The organism is Pseudomonas khorasanensis (assembly GCF_014268505.2).
Lineage (GTDB): Bacteria > Pseudomonadota > Gammaproteobacteria > Pseudomonadales > Pseudomonadaceae > Aquipseudomonas > Aquipseudomonas khorasanensis.
This window is the reverse complement of record NZ_JABWQP020000001.1, coordinates 537,527-559,005: the sequence shown is the minus strand read 5'-3', so window position 1 is coordinate 559,005 and position 21,479 is coordinate 537,527. Positions and strand designations below refer to the sequence as shown.

The following is a 21,479-nucleotide window of genomic DNA, read 5'->3' as shown; positions in this document are numbered from 1 at the left end:
ACAACTAATCTTTGTGAATGATCAAAGAACTGAAGACCCTTATCGCCGTGGCCCGTGAAGGCACTTTTGCCGCTGCGGGAAACAGGATCGGTCTAACTCAGGCCGCCGTTAGCGCACAGATGCAGCGTCTGGAGGCGGAGTTGGGATTTGAACTGTTCGACCGCAAGGGTCGTACGGCGCATCTGAACAGAATGGGCCGGCAGATCCTGTTGCAGGCGCAGGATCTGTTGCGGCTTTATGACAATCTGGGCTCGACCACCACGGGCGCGCCGGTGAATGTGCGGGTAACCATCGGCGCCATCGCCTCGGTGCAGCGCTCCTACCTGCCCGATGCTCTGGCGATATTTCACCAGCAATGCCCGCACTGCAGGACGCGGGTGATTCCCGGCCTGTCGATGGAAATGGTCAATCTTGTGGATGCTGGCGAGATCGATCTTGCCGTGATCATCCGCCCGCCCTTCGCGCTACAAAGCGATCTGCGCTGGACCACACTGGCGCTCGAGCCTTATCGGTTGATTGTGCCGCGCGAGGTCGAAGGGGACGACTGGGCCGAATTACTCTCCAGTCAGCCGTTTATCCGCTATGATCGCTCCTCGTTCGGCGGCCGCCAGGTCGATCGCTTTCTGCGGCAGATGCATTTCATCCCGCGCGAGGTGTGCGAGCTGGATGAACTGGAAGCGATCACCAAACTGGTGGAAAAAGGCGTCGGCGTCGCGCTGGTACCGCAAACCGCGCGCGAGCCGCACTGGCCGGAGGGCGTCCGTGCCCTGGATCTCGGCGATCATACGTTTCACCGAGACATCGGGCTCGTGCATCGGTCTCGTCAATCCTTGAGCGAGCCGGTGCGCACGCTGGCCGAGCTGATCAGCGCGCAGGTGGCGTTCGCGTAACCACTTTTCGGTGGCAATCGGCCGGGGTCAGCACCGCCCCGGCTTTTGAGCGCACGGCGATGGTTTCGACGGGCTCGGCGCGCTCATTGTCGAGCAACACCGAGCGCTCCTCACCGTCTGAAAACAGGAAACGCTCGCCCCACTGGCGCAGGCTGACAACGATGGGGAATACCGCGCGGCCCATCTCGGTCAGCACGTATTCCTTGTAGGCGCTGCCGTCGGAGGCGGGCTGAATCTGCAGCAACCCCAACTCAACGAGCCTTTTCAATTTGACCGTCAAGATGTTCCTGGCCAGGCCCAGGCGCTTCTGGAATTCACTGAAACGGCGCACGTCATCGAATGCATCGCGAATGATCATCAAGGCCCAGCGATCACCGATAGCCTCAAGGGTGCGGGCCACCGGGCATTCGCTCTGGGCCAGTAATTGCTGTCGAGCCATGTTGCTCCAGGGTTGCTTGGGTTGCTGAATGTGGTTGCATTTAACAACTCGAATGGATAAAGATCAACGCATCAGTTTCATTTTGAAACCACAATTGGAGGATGCAAGGATGCCCTGTTCGACGCACACCCTGACCAATGCGCAAGGCAAAATTCACGACACATCGATGGGCGCAGGCCTGAGTCGTGCGCAGACTTTTCTTTTCGCAATCACCTGCGCCATGGCCGTCGCGAACGTTTACTTTGCCCAGCCATTGCTGGAATCCATGGCCGCCAGTCTGGGCGTTTCGTCCGGCGCGATCGGCGTCGTGGTGACGGTCACTCAGGCCGGTTATGCCGTCGGCTTGTTGTTCATCGTGCCGCTGGGTGATCTGCTCGATCGCAAGAAACTCATCGTCAGCCAACTGCTTTTGTCAGCGGTTGCGCTGTGTACAGTGGGCCTGGCCGAGAGCTGGGGCATGCTGCTCGGCGCCATGGTGCTGGTGGGGTTGCTGGCGGTAGTGGTGCAAGTGGTGGTCGCCTGTACGGCCAGCCTGGCGAGCCCGCATCAGCGCGGCGCAGCGGTGGGCACTGTCACCAGTGGCGTGGTGCTGGGGATTTTGCTGGCGCGTTTCGTTTCCGGCGCTGTCGCCGACATGGCGGGCTGGCGCGGCGTTTATTTCGTCTCGGCGGTGTTGATGGTCGGCATGGCACTGGTGCTCGCGCGCGCCCTGCCCGCCTCGGTAAAGCCCACTGCGCAAGGCAGCTACTGGCAATTGCTGCGCTCGGTTTTTCGCTTGTTTATGACTGAGCGGACATTGCGAATCCGAGGCACCTTCGCGCTGCTGATTTTCGCCGCGTTCAGTGTGCTGTGGACGTCAATGGTGCTGCCTCTCAGCGCGCCGCCACTGTCGCTGTCACACACGCAGATCGGCCTGTTTGGTCTGGCCGGGGTGGCGGGTGCACTCGCGGCTTCGCGGGCCGGCGTTCTGGCGGATCGAGGAATGGGCAATCGCACCACCGGCATCGCGCTCACAGTGTTGACGCTGTCCTGGCTGCCCATCGCATTCGTCCACAGTTCGCTGCTGGCGATGCTCATCGGGGTGATCCTGCTCGACTTCGCCGTGCAAGCGGTGCATGTCACCAATCAGAGTCTCATCTTTGCAGCACGGCCCGATGCGCAGAGCCGACTGGTCGGCGCTTACATGTGTTTCTACTCGATGGGCAGCGGCTTGGGCGCCATCGCGGCGACATATACCTATGCGCATTTTGGCTGGGTCGCCGTGTGCATTTTGGGTGCCGGCATCAGTGCCGTTGCGTTGGTGTATTGGTTATTGCTCAAGCGGGTCCAATCCTGACCCGTGACTGTGTGTCCCACATGACGCCTTCGCGAGCAGGCTCGCTCCCACCGGAGTGCGTGGGGAGTAGGCTTGCTCGCGAAAGCGGTGGCCCGTCGCTGATGTGAATATCAAGAACCGGCTATTTGCCCTCTTCGGGCTTTTCCGTCTGGATCTGCAGCGAAGGCTTGCTCTTGTCGCTGTCCTTGTTGGGCGCATCGTTGGAGTCAAAGCAGCCCTGCAACAGAAACATTGAGCAGAACCCCAGACATACACAGATTTTTTTCATGACGATCTCCTTTCGGAAGTGGTGTCGCTACCGGTTATTGAACAGCACACCGCTGTCGCAAGTGGGCTCACACCTATATGGACCTGCATCAAATTCTCAACCCTTGCTGTGCTCGGGTGACGAAGGCCCTTCCTTGACGCCGCGCGGGCCGGCAATGCCCCACACGATCAAGCCAAGCACCGGGAATACGATCAACCCGATCGCCCAGGCGGCTTTCACGCCGACGCTTTTGTTGCTGCGAAATACACTGACAATCGCCCACAAATCAACCAGCAGAATGATGACTGCCACGGCTATGGAAAAATAACTCGCTGCCTCGTTCATCGCCCAATCCTCAAAAGACGTGTAAGCATTGGGCTGCGGCCGAATGTCAGCGTTCAAAAAAAATGCGCTGCCGCGAGCTGCCGATGGCTCAGCCGCTGTGCGGGTCCTGCGGTATCACCGAAATCTTGCCGTTGCGCTCGATGATCGCAAACTTGATCTGCTCCAGGGTTTCGATGCCCTGGCTTGAACGCGCCGCCTCCATGACATCGGCCTCCACCAGCCGCGCATGGCGCAGACGTCGGTGCAATAACTTGCCGTTCTCTACAATGATCGTCGGCTCCCCGTCGATCAGCCGCGAGACCCAGCCGGAGCGCTGTTTGAGCAGGGAGAAACCGACGTCGATGGCGATCAGGGTGATGATCACCAGAAACGAATTGGTCAAGGAAAAGTCATCGCCCAGCAAAGCCTGCTGGGTGGCTTCGCCGATGATCATCAGCAGGACGAAATCGAACGTTGTCAGCTCGGCCAGCGAACGGCGGCCGGCAATCTTGAACAGCACCATCAGTGCCAGATACATCGCGAGTGCACGCAAGACCGAGTCCATGGGTCACCTACGGAAATATGAATTGAGTGAGTTTCACGTCGTTCGAGCCTGCCGCGTTGAGGTGGCTGCGAAACAAACCAAGACCGTCGCCGCGCAACGTCAGGTAAACGGTCGCCTGGCCCTGCGCATCAGCCTGTAACCGCAGGCGCATGCCCTGCCCCGAACTGCGCATTCGCTGGGGCATGGGCTGCATTGTTTCGATGCTGAACCCATCGAGCAGCTCACCGTCGATTTCCAGCTCGACAGTGCTTTCAGGCGTCGCGCGCACGCTGATTTTCATCGGATTGGTGGAGCCGTTGCGGTGGAACATCTCGTACTCGACCCGGACCTTGCCGTCGTCGCTGCGGGCATCCTGTGAACTGATGACGCCACGGGAAAACAGGCCCAGCAATCCCAGCAACATGCACAACACCAGGAGGTACCAGCCAACCCGCTCAAAGCGCCAGACCTTCAGTTGATAGGCCATGTCCTCGCGTATCGGAAACTGCCGGCTGTGCAGGTCCGTCGAGTCACCTTCATCCTTCATCGACTCCACCCTCCTTCACCGCGCAGGGCACGACGATGAACAGTCGGCAGCTGCTGCAAAGCAAATTCCGAGGCCCGGGTCTGCACTTCACTGCGCGATCCGGGAAACCATTCCCGCGCGGCGAACAGGTACGCCCGGTCATCAAGCTGAAAAGCCCAGGCGAAACACACCGTTCCCGCCTTGATGCCGTCCATATCATCGGGGCCGAGAATCCCCGTGGTGGCGACCGCGACGTTGGCCGTGCTGTCGCGCAGCGCGCCGATTGCCATTTCACTGGCGACCTCAACGCTGGTCAGGTTGAAGTTCTGCAGCGTGGCCGAGCTGACGTGCAGCAGGCGCTGCTTGGCCTGCGGTGAATAAACCACGTAACCGCATTCGATCAACTGGCCGCTGCCGGGTACCTCCGACAGCAGCATGACGATTTCCCCCGCCGTGCAGGATTCAGCGGTGGTGATGATCAGCGAGTGTTCGCGCAGGTATTCGATCGTATCGTTGGCGATGGTCATGGCGGGTTCCCAGAGCTTTTATTGCCGGTTGACCCCTCGTCGCGCTGATCATTCCACCGAATTTTGCGGGAAATATTCCGCGCTGCGCCGGTCGCGCCGCTGAAAGTTTCCCTCGTCATCCGGCGCGATCACCTAGGCTCATAGACTGTGTGATCCACTCGAGCCCGCCGCCCCATGCGCCGTCTATTCAAGTCATTGTTTTTGGTTGTGTTGTTGCTGCTGACCGCGTGCAGCTCGCCGCTGTGGGCGACGGACCTCCCCGCGCAGGGCGGGACCAGCGCGCCGCCGCTGCCGGTGATTGCGCCAAGTGGCCTGCAAGCCCTGCAACAACGGCTCGATGGGCTCAAGCAGCAGATTTCCGCCGCGAACAATTACAACCAGCTCGAAGGCCCGCAAGACCGGGTACAGGCGTTCATACTCGACGTTGACCGGTTGTCGGCAGCGCTATTGCCGCAACAAGCGCAACTGGCGGTGCAACTGGGTGTGCTCGGGGCGGCACCGGACACCGAGCTTGCGGCTGAGCAAGATGACATCGTGGCGCAACGCGCGGCGCTCGCGGAGCAAAAAAGCAAGGTTGATGGAACACTCAAGAGTCTGGCCGCACTGAAACAGAACGCGGCGGAGTTGATTACCCAGATTGCAGGCATTCGTCGCACGTTACTTGAGAGCGAGCTGACGCTGAGCACCCGCAGCGTGCTGAGCCCGCATTTCTGGGCGCCGCTGGTCAATCCAAGCCAGGACGACCGGCATCGGCTGAGGCTTTTCGTTGAACAGGTGCGCGATGTTTGGGCCAGGGTCTGGGCACCGGGCGAGCGTTTTTACACCGCCATGTTGATGCTGCTGGCGCTGCTCATCTGGACGTTCGGCCGCCGGCTGGCTGATCGCGGTCTGACCTGGTTTTGTATTCATCGGGTACCAGAGGGGCGTCTGCGCCGCAGCGCCCTGGCATTTGCCTCGGCCATCGCAACCCTCATCACCACCGCCATTGCCCTGCATCTGCTCTTTTACGCCTGCACCCGAAACGAAGCCTTGCCCCCCGTGCTGGAAACGTTTTCCGAGGAGTTCGAGAAGGTCGTGTACGCCTGCGTGCTGATCACTGCTCTGAGCCGCGCATTGTTATCGACCGAGCATCCGTCATGGCGGCTGCCAGCGATCGCCGACCCGGTGGCGCTGGCGCTCAAGCCCTACCCGAGATTGATCTCCTGCACCTTGCTGGTGCTGGTGACGCTGGTGCAGGTCAGCAATGCCACGGGCATGAGCAGCCAGATCGTGATTGCCGGGCGTGGGGTGATTTCGCTGGTGGTGATGGCGATTGTCGTGACGCTGCTGTTGCGCGTCGGCAAGGTGCGCAAGGCGTTGCTGGCATCCAATGATCTGTCGCCGGCCAACAACACCTTCGCCGGGGTGATTTATACCGTCGTCAGTCTCTCCATGTTCGTCTCGGCCATTGCCCTGCTGGCGGGCTACGTGTCGCTGGCGCGGTTCATCAGTTATGAGCTGGTATGGGCCTACATTGTGCTGTCGGGATTCTACTTGCTGATTCAGTTGGTGAAAGATGCCTGCGAACATGCGTTCTCGCCCAAACACGCAAGCGGCAAGGCGCTCAAGCAATTGCTCGGGGTCAGCGACCGACGACTGGATCAAATGTCGACCCTGCTCTCCGGGGTCAGCCGCGCAGGACTGCTGCTGATGGCATTGATTGCGTTGTTTGTCGGCGGCATCGGCACCACGCTCGGCCAGTTGATGACCAATATCATGTCGATCCTGGGCGGCGCCGGTTTGCGCAAGCTCAATATCGTTCCCGGCCATCTGCTCAATGCGCTGCTGGCGCTGATGATCGGCATCTACCTGATCCGCGCGTTGAGCCGCTGGCTCGATAATGAATTTTTGCCCAAAACCGATATGGACCCGGGCATGTGTGCGTCGCTCAGCACGCTGTTCTCCAACATCGGTTACGCCTTTGTGATTCTGCTCACACTGTCATCACTGGGCGTGCAATGGACCAACCTGGCGTGGATCGTCAGTGCGCTGTCGGTGGGCATTGGCTTCGGCCTGCAGGAGATCGTGAAGAACTTCGTCTCCGGGCTGATCCTGCTGACAGAGCGCCCGGTCAAGGTCGGCGACTTGATCAGCATCAGTGGCGTCGAAGGCGACATCCGCCGTATCAACGTGCGCGCCACGGAAATCCAGCTCAGTGACCGCTCGATCGTGATCGTGCCCAATTCCCAACTGATTTCGCAAAACCTGCGCAACGTTACCCTCGGTGGCAGCGCTCAGGGCGTGGCGTCGCTGGAGTTGGTGTTTGCGCTGGATATCGACCCTGAAGAAGTCAAACAACTGTTGCTGGACGCTTATCAGGAAAACGAAACCATCCTTGATAAACCGGCGCCGTTCGTGCGCTTCAGCAAATTGTCCCAGGACGGGATAACGTTGACGGTGACCGGGTATGTCAGCAGCCCGAGAATCGTCGGGCTGACCAAAAGTGACCTGCTGTTTGAAGTGCTCAAGCGCCTGGGCGCGGCGGGGATCGTGCTGGCGAAGGCGCCGGCGGCGTGATCGGGTTAGCGCTCGCCCACCGTGCCGATTATGGCCGTGCTGTTGCGCAACGTCAGCTCGAACGGCAGGGTCACATGCCGTGCCGCCAGTGGCTTTTTCTCGATCAGGGCGATCAGCATCTCGACGGCTTTCTCGCCAAAGGTTTCGGCCGGTTGGGCAATGGTGGTCAACGGTGGATCGCAGTACGCGGCCATTGGAATATCGTCGAAGCCGACCAGTGAAATGTCCTCAGGCACACGCAGCCCCGCCTGCCTGATGCACTTGAGTGCACCGATGGCCATTTCGTCGTTTTCGCAGAACAGCGCGCTGGGCCGCTCGGCCAATGCCAGCATCTTGTTTGCCCCGGCAAACCCGGCCTCGAGACTGAAATTGCCGTGGCAGATCAGCGCCTCGTCGAAGACGATATCGGCCTCGCGCAATGCCGCTTCATAGCCCGCGAGACGATCACGGGTCAGCGGGCTGTTTTTCGAGCCCTTGATCAGGCCGATGCGTCGGTGTCCCAGCGCAATCAGGTGTTCGGTCATGGCTTTGGCAGCGGCGACGTTGTCCAGGCTGATGGTTGGATAGCGCCCGGCCTTGATGACTTCGCAGGCGTTGACGATCGGTGGCAGATCGGCGTCGGCCGGGGTGTTTTCGAACGGATCATAAGCGCGCAACTGGATCACGCCGTCGGCTTGATAGGCATACACCAGCTCGGCGAATTGTCGTTCCAGCTCTTCGCGACCCTGGGTGTCGCAGAGCAGTAATCGATAGCCAGCCGCTTGCGCCGCTTGCTGCGCACCGCTGATGACCCGCGCGAAAAAGGTGTTGGCGATGGTTGGCACCAGGATCACCAGATTGCCGGTGCGCCGCGAGCGAAACTGCACCGCCATCAGGTTCGGCCGGTAGCCGGCCTGCTCAACGGCGGCCATGACGCGTTCACGGGTTGGCGCGAGGACGCGCTCGGGCGATTTTAATGTCCTGGACACCGTCGCCACCGAGACGCCTGCCAGCCGAGCCACTTCGCGGATATTGGACAAAACCACCTCGTTCTTTCCTGCCGATCAGGCGCGGAGCTTACCGCAGGCGAGGAGCGATCGGAACGCTGTCGATCATCCGTTGCCATTTGACAGCCGGCAATTTCAAGCCTAGATTTCGCCCACGATGTAACCGGTTACATCACTCAATAGACTGGCCCTGCTACCGAGACGACTGCCATGCACGCTGCCGCGAAAAAAATAAGAATGGGTTTTGTTGGAGGCGGTGAAGGTTCGTTCATCGCCCGCGCTCACCGGCAAGCTGCCGGCATTGACGGACGCTTTGAGCTGGTCTGCGGCGCCTTTAGCCGCGACCCGCAAAACAATCAGCGCACCGGCGCAGCCTTGGGCCTTGCCGCCGAGCGTTGTTACGACGACTGGCAAACCCTGCTTGAAAGCGAGGCCAGGCTGCCAGCCGAACAGCGCATGCAGTTGCTGATCATCGTCACCCCCAATCATCTGCACGCACCGATTGCGCGTCAGGCGTTGAGCGCCGGTTTCCATGTGTTCAGCGAGAAACCTGCCGCGTTGAACCTGGCCGAGGTGCAAGCACTGCACTCGGTGGTTATCAGCAGCCAGCGCATCTACGGCCTGGCGCATACCTACCTCGGCTACGCGATGGTCTGGCAGGCACGGGACATGGTCGCCAGTGGCGTGCTCGGGCGCGTGCGCAAAGTGATCGTCGAGTATCCGCAAGGCTGGCTCAGCACCGACGTCGCCGGGCAAGGCAACAAGCAGGCTGGCTGGCGCGACGACCCGACACAATCCGGGATCGGCGGTTGCATCGGTGATATCGGCACCCATGCGTTTTCGCTGGCTGAATTCGTTGCCGGTCAGTCGATTCAGTTCATCAGCGCGATGCTCGGTTCGCACGTCGAGGGGCGGCAACTCGATGACGATGTGGCGATGCTGTTCAAAATGACGGAGGGCGCCAGCGGCGTGTTGCTGGCCAGTCAGGTGTGTGCGGGTGAGGAAAACCCTCTGAAAATCCGCGTCTATGGTGACAAGGGCGGCCTCGAATGGCATCAGGAAGAACCGGCCAGCCTGATCCACCGGCCCTTGAATGAACCCATGCGTATTCTGCGTTCGGGCGTCGGTCAGCCATGGCTGTGCGCCGCTGCCAGTCAGCGCATGCGCCTGCCCGCCGGGCACCCGGAAGGTTATCTCGAAGCCATGGCCAATCTGTACGGCGGCCTCGCTGAGGCAATTCTGCAAGGTGCCGATGATCACCAGGCTCCGGGCGTCCCAGGCATCGAAACCGGCCTGCGCGGCATGGCCTTCATTGAAACGGCGATTGCCAATCACCGTGGCAACGCCAAGTGGAGCGAAATCCCCGCCCAACTGACAGGAGCTGCGAACCATGAACAGTGATCAGCAAAACGCTGCGGGTTTGAAAGGCCCAGGGATTTTCCTCGCGCAATTCATCGCTGACGAGGCCCCCTTCGACTCGCTTGCCAACATTGCCGAGTGGGCGGCGTCGCAAGGCTACAAGGCCATTCAGTTACCGACACTCGGCACACGTTTCATCGACTTGCAGCGCGCCGCTGAAAGTCAGGATTACTGCGACGAACTCATCGCCGTGTGCGCCCGCGCGGGGGTGGTGATGAGTGAGTTGTCGACCCACCTGCAAGGGCAACTGGTGGCCGTGCATCCGGCGTTCGACAGCCTCTTCGATGACTTCGCCCCGCCAGCACTGCGCGGCAAGCCCCGGGAGCGCACCGAATGGGCCATCGAACAATTGAAACTGGCCGCCCGCGCGAGTCAGCGTCTTGGACTCAAAGCCCACGCCACCTTCTCCGGCGCCCTGCTCTGGCCCTACGTCTACCCTTGGCCGCAGCGACCTGCCGGCCTGGTCGAACAAGGTTTCGCCGAACTCGCCAAGCGCTGGCTGCCGATTCTCGATTGCTTCGAAGAGGCCGGGGTTGATCTGTGCTACGAAATCCATCCCGGCGAGGACCTGCATGACGGCGCGTCTTTCGAACAGTTTCTCGATGCAGTGAATCATCACCCCCGCGCTGCAATCCTCTACGACCCGAGCCATTTGTTGCTGCAGCAAATGGATTACCTGGGCTTCATCGACCGCTACCACGCGCGCATCCGCATGTTTCACGTCAAGGATGCCGAGTTTCGCCCCGACGCGCGTTCCGGCGTTTACGGCGGCTACCAGGGCTGGGTCGAACGGCCCGGCCGCTTTCGTTCGCTGGGTGATGGCCAGATCGATTTCAAATCGATCTTCAGCAAATTGTGCCAATACAACTTCAGCGGCTGGGCAGTGCTGGAATGGGAATGCTGCCTCAAAGAGGCCGCGCAAGGTGCGGCCGAAGGCGCGGCGTTTATTGAGCGGCACATGATCCGCAAGACCACCAAGGCCTTCGACGACTTCGCCGGGGTCAGCGCTGACACGTCCTCCAACCGCCGCTTGCTCGGGCTGGACGACGACTGATTCATCCGCGTTACCGACATAAAAACAATACGGTGATTTGAAATGAACGTAATGAATGCGCGACTCAGCGTCATGATGTTTTTGCAGTTTTTCATCTGGGGTGGCTGGTTCGTCACCCTCGGCACGTTTCTGGCCACCACGCTCGCCGCCAGCGGTGGTGAGGTCGGCATGGCGTTCGCCACGCAATCATGGGGCGCTATCCTGGCGCCGTTTGTCATTGGCCTGATTGCCGACCGGTTTTTCAATGCCGAACGCATTCTGGCGGTGCTGCATCTGCTGGGCGCGGTGTTGCTCTTTCAGCTCTATCGCGCAGCGGATTTCGCCGCGTTTTATCCCTACGTCCTCGCTTACATGATGGTCTACATGCCGACGCTGGCGCTGGTCAATGCCGTAGCGTTCCGCCAGATCAAGAACCCGGCGCTGGAGTTTTCCCGTATCCGCGTGTGGGGCACGGTCGGCTGGATCGTCGCCGGCGTGGTGATCAGTTTCGTGTTCGCCTGGGATTCGCAGCAAGCCATCGCGGCGGGAGGCTTGCGCAACACCTTTCTGATGTCCGCCGTCGCGTCGCTGCTGTTGGGACTGTACAGCTTCAGCCTGCCCGACACTGCGCCGCTGAAAACCGCAGCAGGCACGTCAAGCCTGAAACAAATGCTTGGCGTCGATGCGTTGGGTTTGCTCAAGGATCGCAGCTACCTGGTGTTTTTCCTCGCGTCGATCCTGATCTGCATTCCGCTGGCGTTCTATTACCAGAATGCCAACCCGTTCCTCGCCGAAATCGGCGTAACCAACCCAACGGCGAAGATGGCCATCGGTCAGGTGTCAGAAGTGTTGTTCATGCTTCTGTTGCCGCTGTTCATCCATCGCTTCGGGATCAAGATCGCCCTGCTGGTCGGCATGGCTGCCTGGGCGTTGCGTTACGTGCTGTTTGCTTTCGGGAACAACGATGACCAGGCGTTCATGCTGCTGATCGGCATCGCCCTGCACGGCGTCTGTTATGACTTCTTCTTCGTTTCCGGGCAGATCTACACCGATGCGAAGGCACCCGAACGCTTCCGCAGTTCGGCGCAAGGTTTGATTACCTTGGCGACTTACGGTTTGGGGATGTTGATTGGTTTCTGGATCGCAGGCGAGATTACTGACCACTTCACGTCCAGCGCGGGGCATGACTGGAAGAGCATCTGGCTGTTTCCGGCCGGCTTTTCCGTGGCAGTGTTGCTGTGTTTCTGGGCAACATTCAAAAGTCGGGATCAGGGCAAGGCTGCGCTGCCGACGGCGGTCTGAACGAGGCTTGTGTGGCTTGGGTGAAACGAATGCCGCCGCTGCGTTTGGCGGCATTCGCTATCGATGCTCACGGTTACCTTCAAACTGAGCGACGTTCGATCAGGCGGTCGGAACCACCTTCGGCGACTCGATTGCCTTGCAGATGATCGGAACCGTCAGAAGCCACGGCATCGCTGAACAAGGGATCGGTTTCGGTCGCCGCTACGGCGTCGCTGAACAGTGGATCAGTTTCGGTCGCGGCTATCGCATCGCTGAACAAACGGTCGGTCTCGGTGGCCGCTACTGCGTCGCTGAACAAGCGGTCAGTTTCAGTGGCGGCAACAGCGTCGCTGAACAATGGGTCGGTTTCGGTGGCAGCGAAGGCATTCAGTGCAAAAACCGAGAAAGCGATACCGAGGATAGTCTGGCGTTTCATGAGGGTGTGCTCCGAGGTGCAGCGGTTGGGTATGGAGCCGATCTTACGCCGCGCTCTGGATATGAGAACTTCATTGACTTAATGGTTGTTATTGACGCAATCAATGATCGAATCGAATCGGAATGCCCATAACAGCATCCATGTGATTACCGTCACGCTCATGCTTACAGGCTTGAGAGAAACGCCCTACAACATCGAAAGCACAAATCGGACATATCGCATTTTTGACAGCTTCACCAAGGCAAAAAAAGACCCGTTTCAGTCGAAACCGAAACGGGTCCTCCCCACTGAAACGACCTTTACTTCAAGTCGTCAAAGTGGTCTCGCAGGAACTCGTAAAAGCGCAAAGCTTTAAACAATCTCCATACAAGGCTCAGCGTACGCAGCAAAAGCTTCATACGTTTTGGCCTCCAGGGCTGGTGGCCAAACCTCCAGCAAACTTACCGGACCGTGCGTGCCTTCGGCCGACTGGTTAGAGTGGCTAGTGAGGCGGCCGGTTGAAATCCCTCCGAGACGTCATTCCGGCACGGGTGCGAATCCGCGTCGAAGGGCGTAAAATCTTTTGCGCCCCCAGCCAAACCTCTCCGCCGCTCCATCAGTTGAGCGCGGGCATATTAACCTGAAATCTCCAATACAAAAGCGCCGCTCACATCGTTATCCATCAAACACCGCCACGTCTTTGTTAAATGTTATTTCTGCCAGGAAATTTTCAACGAACATAAACATTAAATTCTTCGAAAGGCTGAAGGCGCACGCGTTTCGAAAGGCTATTCAACCGTTGCAAGGATCGGTAAAACTCAATACCATCGCAACCTTGGTTAGAGTGGCTAGTGAAGCACATGGCTTCGATTGCAAATCGAGGCTAACGAAAAAACCGCCCCGCGAAGGCGGTTTTTTTTCGTCTGCGTTTTCTTGAGAAGCCTTTTTTCCATCGCCTCACCCGACTCAATTCCCAACTCCGCAGCACAAATCTTCTAAACACCCACCTCCCCCACGCGGTATTTTAAGGGCGCCTCTGCTCAAACCGCCCCACGGAGTGCCCATGGATAAACGCAACTGGATTTCACTGTCCCAGGATGTCGATACCGGGATCGAGTCCATTCGTGCGCATTTCCGTGGCCATGCCTACGATCCGCACTGGCACGACAGTTTTCTCGTCGGCGTGACTGAGCAAGGCGTGCAGCAGTTCAATTGCCGCCGTGTGCGGCATCGCAGCACGCCAGGCCATGTGTTCCTGCTGGAGCCGGGGGAAATTCATGATGGCCATGCGCCGACCGAGGAAGGTTTCACTTATTCGATGCTGTACCTCGATCCGCACTGGCTGGAGCGCGAATTGCACGCACTGTTCGAGGATGCTCCCGCCGACAGCCAGCCCGGTTTTACCGACACGCTGAGCCACGACCCGCGTCTTTCGACTGCGATCGTGCGAGCCTTTTACGCATTGCACGGCGGTGACTTGCGCATCGTTCGCCAGACCGCCATCGATGGCCTGCTGGCGTCTCTCACCCGCCACCTCGACTGGCGCAAACGTCAGGGCTTCGATCCGCGCCTGCCATTGGTTGCGCAGATCGCGCGCGATTATCTGCATGCACATGCTTACGAAGACATCGGCCTCGACGACCTTGCGCGAGTGTGTGGCGTGGATCGCTTTCGTCTGACTCGCGCGTTCAAAGCGGCCTTCGGCCTGGCGCCGCACGCCTACCTGATCCAGTTGCGTCTGGCCAAGGCGCGGCAATTGCTGGCGCGCGGTGAGGCGCCGGCTCAGGTGGCGAGCGTCCTTGGCTTTGCCGACCAGAGCCACCTGGGGCGCTGGTTCCGCCGTGCCTATCAACTGACACCGGCGGACTACCGCAAACGCTGCTCAAATCTTCCAGACTGACGCCCGCCCTCTGACGATCATGGTGTCCTGTTTCGACTTACAGGAAACCTGCACCATGACCTCCTTACTGCCCTTTCTGCTGTTCGCTTTCGTCGCCTCGATCACCCCGGGCCCGACCAATATCCTGGTGCTGAGCCACAGTTCACGCCGTGGTCTGATCGCCACGCTGCCGATCATTTTCGGCGCTTGCGTGGCGGCGGCGCTGATTGTGCTCGTGGTCGGGCTGGGCGCTGGCGAAACCCTGTTGCGCTTTCCGCGCGTGCAACAAGCGATGGCCTGGGGCGGCGTGCTCTGGTTGAGCTGGCTGGCGTGGCAGATCTTTCGCAGTGCACCGCCCTCGCTGGACCCGGCAACACCGCAAGAACAAGGCTTCAGCGTATTCGGCGCGGCGATGCTGCAACTGGTTAATCCCAAAGTGTGGATGATGGCCGTGGCGGTGGTCAGCGTATTTGTCGGTGGCGGCGACAAAACGCTGCGACTGCTGGTGCTGTCGCTGGCGTTTCTGTTGGTATCGCTGCCGTGCATGACGCTCTGGGCATTGCTTGGCGTGGGCAGTGCGCGGCTGATCAGCTCACCGCAGGCGTTCAAGCGGATGAATGCGGGACTGGCCTTTTTACTGCTGCTCTCGGCCTGGCTCACCGTGCTGGTTTAATGACCCGTCGCCTGACGATATTCGCGCGGAGTGAACCCGGTCGATGCTTTGAACTGACGGGTGAAAGCGCTGTGATCGGTATAGCCACATTGCAGTGCAACGTCGGTGATCGGCAAGTCGCTGTGCAACAAACGATGCGCATGTTCCAGGCGCACTTTCTGGATCATCTGCCGGGGCGTCAGGTGGAATACGCGCTTGCAATAGCGCTCCAGTTGCGCGACCGAAATACCGGCTATTCGTGTCAGCTCGCCCAGCGTGACGCGTCGATTGAAATGGGCGCGAATGTGCTCGTCAACGGCAGCGAGCCGCTCGAACGCCGGATGGGTTTCGCTCGCCGATTGCAGGTCCACCGAGATCCCCGCCAGACCAATGATTGCTCCATCACGGTTGTAGACAGGCCGTTTGTGGGTCAGGCACCAACCCGGCTCGCGACTGCCGTACAGATGCAGCTCAAGCTGGTCCTCCAGCACAAAACCTTCCTCCAGCACTTTGCGATCCTGCTCGGTGTAACCCGGGCCCAACTGCGCCGGGAACACCTGCGCACTGGTCTTCCCCAACAACGGTCGCAGGTCCTTCAAGCCACAGCGCTGCACCAGCGTGCGGTTGGCCAGCACATACCGGGCTTGAACGTCCTTGATGAAGATCGCCGCATTGGGGATCACATCGAGTATCGGTAAAAGTTGCCAGGCACTGGCGACCATCTCTTCAAGGGTCTGCGGACCCAGGCGGTCATTGCCCCGGCACAGGATCGAAAGCGCAGGCTGCATCAATAAATTCCCCTCGTGATGAACCGCCAGAAAAGCCGCTAGCACGCAGATTGCAGCAACGTCGCGGCCCTGTCGAGGCCCTGCAATCGTCGGCGGCATTGTGCTGAATTCGTCATCGATCCCTGTGCAAAACATCAATCGCCGCCCCGCCGATCGGTTCAAAGTCTGGCCGTCCACGTGACACAACTGCCTATCCAAGAACTCACAAGAAGGCGATGCCATGTCAGGCCAAGGCAAGTTCAAAAAACAGCTTTCATTGATCGACCTCACCTTTATCGGACTCGGAGCGATCTTCGGTTCCGGCTGGTTGTTCGCGGCCAGCCATGTCTCCGCCATCGCCGGACCGGCCGGGATTTTCTCCTGGTTACTGGGCGGTTTTGCCGTGTTGCTGTTGGGTATCGTGTATTGCGAGTTGGGCGCGGCGTTGCCCCGTGCCGGCGGCGTGGTGCGCTACCCGGTTTACTCCCACGGGCCGCTGCTCGGCTACTTGATGGGCTTCATCACCCTGATAGCGTTTTCCAGTCTGGTGGCGATTGAGGTGGTTGCTTCGCGACAGTACGCAGCGGCGTGGTTTCCCGGCCTGACCAAGGCGGGCAGTAACGATCCGACAATCCTCGGCTGGCTGGTGCAGTTCGGCCTGCTCTGCGTGTTTTTCCTCCTCAACTACCGCAGCGTGAAGACCTTCGCCAAGGCCAATAACCTGGTAAGCATCTTCAAATTCATCGTGCCGCTGCTGGTGATCGGCGTGCTGTTCACGTTCTTCAAACCGGAAAACTTTCAGGTTCAGGACTTTGCGCCTTTCGGTCTGTCGGGCGTCGAAATGGCGGTCTCGGCCGGCGGGATCATTTTTGCCTATCTGGGTCTGACGCCGATCATCTCGGTGGCCAGCGAAGTGAAAAACCCGCAGCGCACCATCCCTGTCGCCCTGATCCTTTCGGTGCTGCTGTCGACCCTGATTTATGTGCTGTTGCAAATGGCGTTTCTCGGCAGCGTCCCGACTGAAATGCTCGCCAATGGCTGGGCCGGCATCAGCAAGGAATTCGCCCTGCCTTATCGCGACATCGCACTGGCGCTGGGCGTGGGCTGGCTGGCATACCTGGTGGTCGCTGACGCGGTGATCTCACCGAGCGGCTGCGGCAACATCTACATGAACGCCACCCCGCGAGTGATCTACGGCTGGGCCCAGACCGGCACGTTCTTCAAGGTCTTCACGCATATCGACGAGAAATCCGGCATCCCGCGTCCGGCGCTCTGGCTGACTTTTGCCTTGTCGGTGTTCTGGACGCTGCCGTTTCCGTCCTGGGAAGCGCTGATCAATGTGGTCTCCGCCGCGCTGGTGCTGAGCTATGCAGTGGCGCCGGTGTCGGTTGCAGCGTTGCGTCGCAATGCGCCGGATATGCCTCGACCGTTTCGGGTCAAGAGCATGGGCCTGCTCGGACCGGTGTCGTTCATCATTGCGGCGCTGATTGTTTACTGGTCGGGCTGGAACACCGTGTCATGGCTGCTCGGCCTGCAAATCCTGATGTTTGTCATCTACCTGTTCTGTGGTCGCTTCGTGCCCACCGCGCACCTGAGTCTGGCCAGTCAGGTGCGCTCATCCGCGTGGCTGATCGCCTTCTACGCGGTGACCATTGTGCTGTCCAAACTCGGCACTTTCGGTGGCCTGGGCATCCTCGCTCACCCGTTCGACACGATCGTCGTCGCCGCTTGCGCCACTGGCATTTACTACTGGGGCGCGGCGACGGGTGTGCCTGCGCATCTGCTGCATCTGGACGAAGACAACGACGAAAGCGAAAGCGTTGCGCCCTCGCCCTCCGTTAACAACCGCCCTGCCGGCGCCTATTGATTCCTCCAACGGGACATTCTCATGAAACGAGTACACGTCATTGATTCCCACACCGGCGGCGAACCGACGCGCCTGGTGATGAGTGGCTTCCCCGAGCTACCCGGCGACAGCATGGCCGCAAAGCGCGATGCCCTGCGCAGCCAGCACGATCAGTGGCGCCGCGCCTGTCTGCTGGAGCCGCGCGGCAACGATGTGCTGGTCGGCGCGCTGTATTGCGAGCCGGTGTCGGCGGATGCCACGTGCGGCGTGATTTTCTTCAACAACGCCGGTTACCTGGGCATGTGCGGCCACGGCACCATCGGTTTGATCAACTCGCTGCACTATCTGCAGCGCATTGCACCGGGGTTGCACAAGATCGACACACCCGTCGGCCAAGTCAGCGCGACCCTGCATGACGACGGCTCAGTGACGCTGGGCAATGTGCCCGCCTGGCGCCATCGCAAACAGGTGCCGGTAGAGGTGCCCGGTTTTGGCCCCGTGGTCGGCGATATCGCCTATGGCGGCAACTGGTTTTTCCTTGTTTCCGAGCACGGCCAGACGCTGAGCATGGACAACGTCGAGCACTTGACGGCGTACACCTGGGCAATGCTCAAGGCCCTGGCAGAGCAAGGCATTCACGGTGAAGACGGCGCGATCATCGACCACATCGAACTGTTCGCCGACGACGCCACCGCCGACAGCCGCAACTTCGTCATGTGCCCCGGCAAAGCCTACGACCGCTCGCCGTGCGGTACCGGCACCAGCGCCAAACTCGCCTGCCTGGCCGCCGACGACAAGCTGCAACCCGGTGCGCCCTGGATACAGGCGAGCATCACCGGCAGCCAGTTCGAAGGCCGCTTCGAATGGGAAGGTGAACGCATTCGCCCTTTCATCACCGGCCGCGCCTACATGACCGCCGACAGCACCTTGTTGATCGACGAAACCGACCCGTTCGCGTGGGGCATCTGAGCCGCCGCGCTGATTTTCAACTTCGACTTGAATGACGTACCAAGGAGCCAACACCATGAGCGACAACATTTTCACCGGTTGCATGCCGGCCCTGATGACCCCGTGCACTGCCCAGCGCAAACCCGACTTCGATGCGCTGGTGGCCAAGGGGCGCGAGCTGATCGATATCGGCATGAGCGCCGTGGTCTATTGCGGCTCCATGGGTGACTGGCCGCTGCTCACCGAAGCCGAACGCCAGGAGGGCGTGGCGCGATTGGTGGCCGCCGGGGTTCCAACTATCGTTGGCACCGGTGCGGTGAACACCCGCGAAGCGGTGTCCCATGCGACCCACGCCGCAAAAGTCGGCGCACAAGGCTTGATGGTCATCCCGCGTGTCCTGTCCCGGGGTGCCTCGGCCACTGCGCAAAAGGCGCACTTCGCGGCGATTCTGCAAGCAGCACCGAACTTGCCAGCGGTGATCTACAACAGCCCTTACTACGGCTTCGCCACCCGCGCCGACCTGTTCTTCGAACTGCGCCGCGAGTACCCGAACCTGATCGGTTTCAAGGAGTTCGGCGGTGGTGCGGACTTGCGCTACGCGGCAGAAAACATCACCTCCAAGGATGACGACGTGACGCTGATGGTCGGCGTCGACACGCAAGTGGTGCACGGTTTCGTCAACTGCAACGCCACCGGCGCCATCACTGGCATCGGCAACGCCCTGCCGCGTGAAGTGCTGCAACTGGTGGCCCTGAGCAAGCAAGCGGCGCAAGGCGATGCCAAGGCCCGGCGCCAGGCGCGGGAGCTGGAATCGGCGCTGGCGGTGCTGTCATCGTTCGATGAAGGCTGTGATCTGGTGCTGTATTACAAGCATTTGATGGTGCTCAACGGCGACAGGGAATACACCCTGCACTTCAACGAAACCGACGCGCTGAGCGACTCGCAGCGACGTTATGCCGAGAAACAGTATTCGCTGTTCCGTCACTGGTACAAAAACTGGTCGGCCGAGCAGAACTTCGCCTGACAGCGACCTGCCGTGGTCCGTCCTGGTTCACGGCAGGTTTCCCTCTTTTCACAGGAAGACATAATGACTCTGACGGGCAACATGCTGATCGGCCAGCAATCCGTAGCAGGCAATCGCCAGGCTATTCTCGGCATCAACCCGGTCAGCGAACGCCTCGAAGGCCAACTGACCGCGACCTTGCAAATGGATGACGGCGCCTGCTTGATAGCCAGCGGGAAGCGCCAAGCCATGGCGAATAATCCCTCGCACGACATCGCGGTGGTCGGTGCCGGAATCATCGGGGTGGCCTGTGCACTGCGTCTGGCGCGCCAGGGCTTGCGGGTGGTTGTCATTGATCAACAGGAACCCGGCCATGGCGCCTCCTTCGGCAACGCCGGGCATCTGGCAACCGAGCAGGTATTCCCGATTGCCGATGTCTCCATCCTCAAGCGCTTGCCTGCCATGCTCATGGACCCGATGGGACCGCTGCGACTGGACTGGAAATACATGCCGCGCGCCTTGCCGTGGTTTGCGCGATTGTTGCTCAATCTGCGGCCTGAACCCTTTGGAAAAACCGTTGCAGGTTTGCGCGCGCTGAACGAAAGCAGCCTCGAGGCGTGGCAGCGTTTGCTCGCCGACATTCAGCGACCGGATCTACTCAGGATCGACGGCTCGTTACTGGTCTTTGAAAAAACAGAATCGCGTCAGGCCATCGAAGCACTGCAGGCGCGCCTTGATCAGCAGCAGGTACCGGTCGATTACTGGCAGGCCGGGGCGATCCGCGAGACCGCGTCCCAACTAAGCGAACAGATTCAGGGCGGATTGTTCTTTCCGCGCACCGGGCATTTCCTCGATCCGTATCGTGTGGTGTGTGCACTGGTCGAAGCGGCCCGCGCCTGTGGCGTGAGTTTTCTCAAACAACAGGTTCAGGGCGGCTACGTCCAGGAAAACGGTGTTTTACTGGTGACCGGCAGCGGGGGCGTTTCGGCGCATCGGGTGTTGCTCGCTTGCGGTGCGCATTCGGCGAAACTCACCGCCGCTCTCACCGGCAAGCACGTGCCGCTGGACACCGAGCGGGGCTACCACTTGATGCTGCCTCATGAGCATGATCGCCTGCCCTTCCCGGTCACTTCGCTGGAGCGCAAGTTCATCATGACGCCGATGACTGAAGGCCTGCGCCTGGCCGGCACAGTCGAGTTCGCAGGACTGGAGCGGCCAGCGAACATGGCGCGCGCCCGGCAGTTGCATCGCTTGAGTCAAGGCCTGTTCCGCAAGGACCTGAACGCCGACGGCGCCACACCGTGGATGGGCTTCCGACCGTCGCTGCCGGATTCGCTGCCGGTGATCGATCAGGTCTGCGACGGCAAGGTGTTGCTAGCCTTCGGTCATCAGCACCTCGGACTGACCCAGGCAGCCGTGACAGCCGAGATGATCGGGCAAATGGTCTCAGGTGCGACCATTGCGTTGCCGAGTGCGGATCCCTTCAGGCTGGCGCGCTTCTAAACGTGCTTCAGCGCGTTGCCGTGATGCAGGGCCAGGTGACCGGTCTTGTCGCTCTTGACCTCATACTGCGGCGCGTCTTTCGAAGCGGGCCGATGTCGACCCATGAATTCGGTATCGCGGGTGTGTACCTTGACGACCTTGCCGTGAATCTCACCGGCCTCGGAGTTCCAGCGCACGGCATCACCGACCTTGAATGGGTGGCCCATCTTCGTTTCCTCGCATCAATGCTGTTGTGTTATTGAACCGAGGGTGGCGAAGAAATTCCTACCATTGCCGGGCGACCGCAATCTGCGCCGCAACTCAGCGCCGGTGCCGAGGTTCATCGGCGCGATTTGACAGCGTCGGTATTGCTCGCCAG

Annotated in this window: 22 protein-coding genes; 12 read left to right on the top strand and 10 right to left on the bottom strand. The window is 60.2% G+C overall.

The genetic code is table 11. The features are described 5' to 3' along the window. Positions 1 to 17 precede the first annotated feature (17 nt). On the top strand, positions 18 to 890 hold the full coding sequence (locus tag HU727_RS02705; RefSeq protein WP_186528153.1) for a LysR family transcriptional regulator: 873 nt from the start codon (positions 18 to 20) through the stop codon (positions 888 to 890). Here HU727_RS02705 and HU727_RS02700 read toward each other — a convergent pair. Then, positions 865 to 1,329 carry a winged helix-turn-helix transcriptional regulator gene (locus tag HU727_RS02700; protein WP_186528152.1) on the bottom strand — a complete coding sequence of 155 codons (465 nt, stop codon included), beginning with the start codon at positions 1,327 to 1,329 and terminating at the stop codon, positions 865 to 867. The two genes, HU727_RS02705 and HU727_RS02700, sit on opposite strands and share 26 nt — an antisense overlap. Before the next feature lie 166 nt (positions 1,330 to 1,495). Between HU727_RS02700 and HU727_RS02695 the strand changes: the two genes are divergently transcribed. Then, positions 1,496 to 2,665, top strand: a complete 1,170-nt coding sequence (locus HU727_RS02695) for an MFS transporter (RefSeq protein WP_225919786.1) — start codon at positions 1,496 to 1,498, stop codon at positions 2,663 to 2,665. Positions 2,666 to 2,786: 121 nt separating this feature from the next. Here the strand turns inward: HU727_RS02695 and HU727_RS02690 are convergent, their stop codons facing one another. From HU727_RS02690 to HU727_RS02670, 5 genes are all read right to left on the bottom strand, one after another. Further along, entirely contained in the window at positions 2,787 to 2,933 is a 147-nt protein-coding gene (locus HU727_RS02690) for a hypothetical protein (protein ID WP_186528150.1), read from the bottom strand. A gap of 96 nt (positions 2,934 to 3,029) precedes the next feature. Further along, positions 3,030 to 3,257, bottom strand: coding sequence for a PLD nuclease N-terminal domain-containing protein (locus HU727_RS02685; RefSeq protein WP_024012535.1), 228 nt, complete (start codon positions 3,255 to 3,257; stop codon positions 3,030 to 3,032). Positions 3,258 to 3,345: 88 nt separating this feature from the next. After that, positions 3,346 to 3,801, bottom strand: coding sequence for a DUF421 domain-containing protein (locus HU727_RS02680; RefSeq protein WP_186528149.1), 456 nt, complete (start codon positions 3,799 to 3,801; stop codon positions 3,346 to 3,348). A gap of 7 nt (positions 3,802 to 3,808) precedes the next feature. Further along, positions 3,809 to 4,327 carry a hypothetical protein gene (locus HU727_RS02675; protein WP_186528148.1) on the bottom strand — a complete coding sequence of 173 codons (519 nt, stop codon included), beginning with the start codon at positions 4,325 to 4,327 and terminating at the stop codon, positions 3,809 to 3,811. Continuing rightward, positions 4,324 to 4,833: a CinA family protein gene (locus tag HU727_RS02670; RefSeq protein WP_186528147.1), complete on the bottom strand. Its 510-nt coding sequence runs from the start codon at positions 4,831 to 4,833 to the stop codon at positions 4,324 to 4,326. Before HU727_RS02670 ends, HU727_RS02675 begins: the two co-directional genes overlap by 4 nt. 174 nt (positions 4,834 to 5,007) lie before the next feature. Between HU727_RS02670 and HU727_RS02665 the strand changes: the two genes are divergently transcribed. Further along, positions 5,008 to 7,389 carry a DUF3772 domain-containing protein gene (locus HU727_RS02665; protein ID WP_186528146.1) on the top strand — a complete coding sequence of 794 codons (2,382 nt, stop codon included), beginning with the start codon at positions 5,008 to 5,010 and terminating at the stop codon, positions 7,387 to 7,389. A gap of 5 nt (positions 7,390 to 7,394) precedes the next feature. Here HU727_RS02665 and HU727_RS02660 read toward each other — a convergent pair whose 3' ends face one another. Then, positions 7,395 to 8,408, bottom strand: a complete 1,014-nt coding sequence (locus HU727_RS02660; protein WP_186528145.1) for a LacI family DNA-binding transcriptional regulator — start codon at positions 8,406 to 8,408, stop codon at positions 7,395 to 7,397. Between the two features lie 177 nt (positions 8,409 to 8,585). Between HU727_RS02660 and HU727_RS02655 the strand changes: the two genes are divergently transcribed. Genes HU727_RS02655 through HU727_RS02645 form a run of 3 tightly spaced genes read left to right on the top strand, consistent with a single transcriptional unit; the run spans position 8,586 to position 12,129 of the window. Next, positions 8,586 to 9,776 carry a Gfo/Idh/MocA family protein gene (locus tag HU727_RS02655; RefSeq protein WP_186528144.1) on the top strand — a complete coding sequence of 397 codons (1,191 nt, stop codon included), beginning with the start codon at positions 8,586 to 8,588 and terminating at the stop codon, positions 9,774 to 9,776. Continuing rightward, positions 9,766 to 10,848, top strand: a complete 1,083-nt coding sequence (locus tag HU727_RS02650) for a sugar phosphate isomerase/epimerase family protein (protein WP_186528143.1) — start codon at positions 9,766 to 9,768, stop codon at positions 10,846 to 10,848. Before HU727_RS02655 ends, HU727_RS02650 begins: the two co-directional genes overlap by 11 nt. Before the next feature lie 42 nt (positions 10,849 to 10,890). Then, on the top strand, positions 10,891 to 12,129 hold the full coding sequence (locus HU727_RS02645) for a nucleoside permease (protein ID WP_186528142.1): 1,239 nt from the start codon (positions 10,891 to 10,893) through the stop codon (positions 12,127 to 12,129). A gap of 79 nt (positions 12,130 to 12,208) precedes the next feature. Here HU727_RS02645 and HU727_RS02640 read toward each other — a convergent pair whose 3' ends face one another. Beyond that, the gene (locus HU727_RS02640; protein WP_186528141.1) at positions 12,209 to 12,544 is read right to left on the bottom strand and encodes a hypothetical protein; all 336 of its coding nucleotides are present in this window, start codon (positions 12,542 to 12,544) and stop codon (positions 12,209 to 12,211) included. Between the two features lie 1,042 nt (positions 12,545 to 13,586). Between HU727_RS02640 and HU727_RS02635 the strand changes: the two genes are divergently transcribed. Both HU727_RS02635 and HU727_RS02630 read left to right on the top strand, forming a co-directional pair. Then, complete coding sequence (locus HU727_RS02635) at positions 13,587 to 14,423, top strand: AraC family transcriptional regulator (protein ID WP_186528140.1); 837 nt, start codon at positions 13,587 to 13,589, stop codon at positions 14,421 to 14,423. Between the two features lie 55 nt (positions 14,424 to 14,478). Continuing rightward, entirely contained in the window at positions 14,479 to 15,075 is a 597-nt protein-coding gene (locus HU727_RS02630; RefSeq protein WP_186528139.1) for a LysE family translocator, read from the top strand. Here HU727_RS02630 and HU727_RS02625 read toward each other — a convergent pair. Next, positions 15,072 to 15,842 (bottom strand): AraC family transcriptional regulator, encoded by a 771-nt coding sequence (locus HU727_RS02625; RefSeq protein WP_186528138.1) that lies wholly within the window; start codon positions 15,840 to 15,842, stop codon positions 15,072 to 15,074. The two genes, HU727_RS02630 and HU727_RS02625, sit on opposite strands and share 4 nt — an antisense overlap. Before the next feature lie 220 nt (positions 15,843 to 16,062). Between HU727_RS02625 and HU727_RS02620 the strand changes: the two genes are divergently transcribed. The 4 genes from HU727_RS02620 (at position 16,063) to HU727_RS02605 (ending at position 21,121) form a co-directional block, all read left to right on the top strand. Further along, a complete protein-coding gene (locus HU727_RS02620; protein WP_186528137.1) occupies positions 16,063 to 17,688 on the top strand; it encodes an APC family permease in 1,626 nt (541 codons plus the stop codon). Between the two features lie 21 nt (positions 17,689 to 17,709). Continuing rightward, positions 17,710 to 18,636, top strand: coding sequence for a 4-hydroxyproline epimerase (locus HU727_RS02615; RefSeq protein ID WP_186528136.1), 927 nt, complete (start codon positions 17,710 to 17,712; stop codon positions 18,634 to 18,636). Positions 18,637 to 18,691: 55 nt separating this feature from the next. Next, positions 18,692 to 19,639, top strand: a complete 948-nt coding sequence (locus HU727_RS02610) for a dihydrodipicolinate synthase family protein (protein ID WP_186528135.1) — start codon at positions 18,692 to 18,694, stop codon at positions 19,637 to 19,639. Positions 19,640 to 19,867: 228 nt separating this feature from the next. Then, positions 19,868 to 21,121, top strand: a complete 1,254-nt coding sequence (locus HU727_RS02605; protein WP_186529217.1) for an NAD(P)/FAD-dependent oxidoreductase — start codon at positions 19,868 to 19,870, stop codon at positions 21,119 to 21,121. Here the strand turns inward: HU727_RS02605 and HU727_RS02600 are convergent. Further along, positions 21,118 to 21,327, bottom strand: coding sequence for a hypervirulence associated TUDOR domain-containing protein (locus tag HU727_RS02600; protein ID WP_186528134.1), 210 nt, complete (start codon positions 21,325 to 21,327; stop codon positions 21,118 to 21,120). The genes HU727_RS02605 and HU727_RS02600 overlap by 4 nt on opposite strands. Positions 21,328 to 21,479 lie beyond the last annotated feature (152 nt).

Excerpts from the sequence above, each read along its gene's own strand:
- HU727_RS02705 (WP_186528153.1), top strand. The coding sequence starts at position 18 with ATGATCAAAGAACTGAAGACCCTTATCGCCGTGGCCCGTGAAGGCACT.
- HU727_RS02700 (WP_186528152.1), bottom strand. The coding sequence starts at position 1,329 with ATGGCTCGACAGCAATTACTGGCCCAGAGCGAATGCCCGGTGGCCCGC.
- HU727_RS02695 (WP_225919786.1), top strand. The coding sequence starts at position 1,496 with ATGGGCGCAGGCCTGAGTCGTGCGCAGACTTTTCTTTTCGCAATCACC.
- HU727_RS02690 (WP_186528150.1), bottom strand. The coding sequence starts at position 2,933 with ATGAAAAAAATCTGTGTATGTCTGGGGTTCTGCTCAATGTTTCTGTTG.
- HU727_RS02685 (WP_024012535.1), bottom strand. The coding sequence starts at position 3,257 with ATGAACGAGGCAGCGAGTTATTTTTCCATAGCCGTGGCAGTCATCATT.
- HU727_RS02680 (WP_186528149.1), bottom strand. The coding sequence starts at position 3,801 with ATGGACTCGGTCTTGCGTGCACTCGCGATGTATCTGGCACTGATGGTG.
- HU727_RS02675 (WP_186528148.1), bottom strand. The coding sequence starts at position 4,327 with ATGAAGGATGAAGGTGACTCGACGGACCTGCACAGCCGGCAGTTTCCG.
- HU727_RS02670 (WP_186528147.1), bottom strand. The coding sequence starts at position 4,833 with ATGACCATCGCCAACGATACGATCGAATACCTGCGCGAACACTCGCTG.
- HU727_RS02665 (WP_186528146.1), top strand. The coding sequence starts at position 5,008 with ATGCGCCGTCTATTCAAGTCATTGTTTTTGGTTGTGTTGTTGCTGCTG.
- HU727_RS02655 (WP_186528144.1), top strand. The coding sequence starts at position 8,586 with ATGCACGCTGCCGCGAAAAAAATAAGAATGGGTTTTGTTGGAGGCGGT.
- HU727_RS02650 (WP_186528143.1), top strand. The coding sequence starts at position 9,766 with ATGAACAGTGATCAGCAAAACGCTGCGGGTTTGAAAGGCCCAGGGATT.
- HU727_RS02645 (WP_186528142.1), top strand. The coding sequence starts at position 10,891 with ATGAACGTAATGAATGCGCGACTCAGCGTCATGATGTTTTTGCAGTTT.
- HU727_RS02640 (WP_186528141.1), bottom strand. The coding sequence starts at position 12,544 with ATGAAACGCCAGACTATCCTCGGTATCGCTTTCTCGGTTTTTGCACTG.
- HU727_RS02635 (WP_186528140.1), top strand. The coding sequence starts at position 13,587 with ATGGATAAACGCAACTGGATTTCACTGTCCCAGGATGTCGATACCGGG.
- HU727_RS02630 (WP_186528139.1), top strand. The coding sequence starts at position 14,479 with ATGACCTCCTTACTGCCCTTTCTGCTGTTCGCTTTCGTCGCCTCGATC.
- HU727_RS02625 (WP_186528138.1), bottom strand. The coding sequence starts at position 15,842 with ATGCAGCCTGCGCTTTCGATCCTGTGCCGGGGCAATGACCGCCTGGGT.
- HU727_RS02620 (WP_186528137.1), top strand. The coding sequence starts at position 16,063 with ATGTCAGGCCAAGGCAAGTTCAAAAAACAGCTTTCATTGATCGACCTC.
- HU727_RS02615 (WP_186528136.1), top strand. The coding sequence starts at position 17,710 with ATGAAACGAGTACACGTCATTGATTCCCACACCGGCGGCGAACCGACG.
- HU727_RS02610 (WP_186528135.1), top strand. The coding sequence starts at position 18,692 with ATGAGCGACAACATTTTCACCGGTTGCATGCCGGCCCTGATGACCCCG.
- HU727_RS02605 (WP_186529217.1), top strand. The coding sequence starts at position 19,868 with ATGGCGAATAATCCCTCGCACGACATCGCGGTGGTCGGTGCCGGAATC.
- HU727_RS02600 (WP_186528134.1), bottom strand. The coding sequence starts at position 21,327 with ATGGGCCACCCATTCAAGGTCGGTGATGCCGTGCGCTGGAACTCCGAG.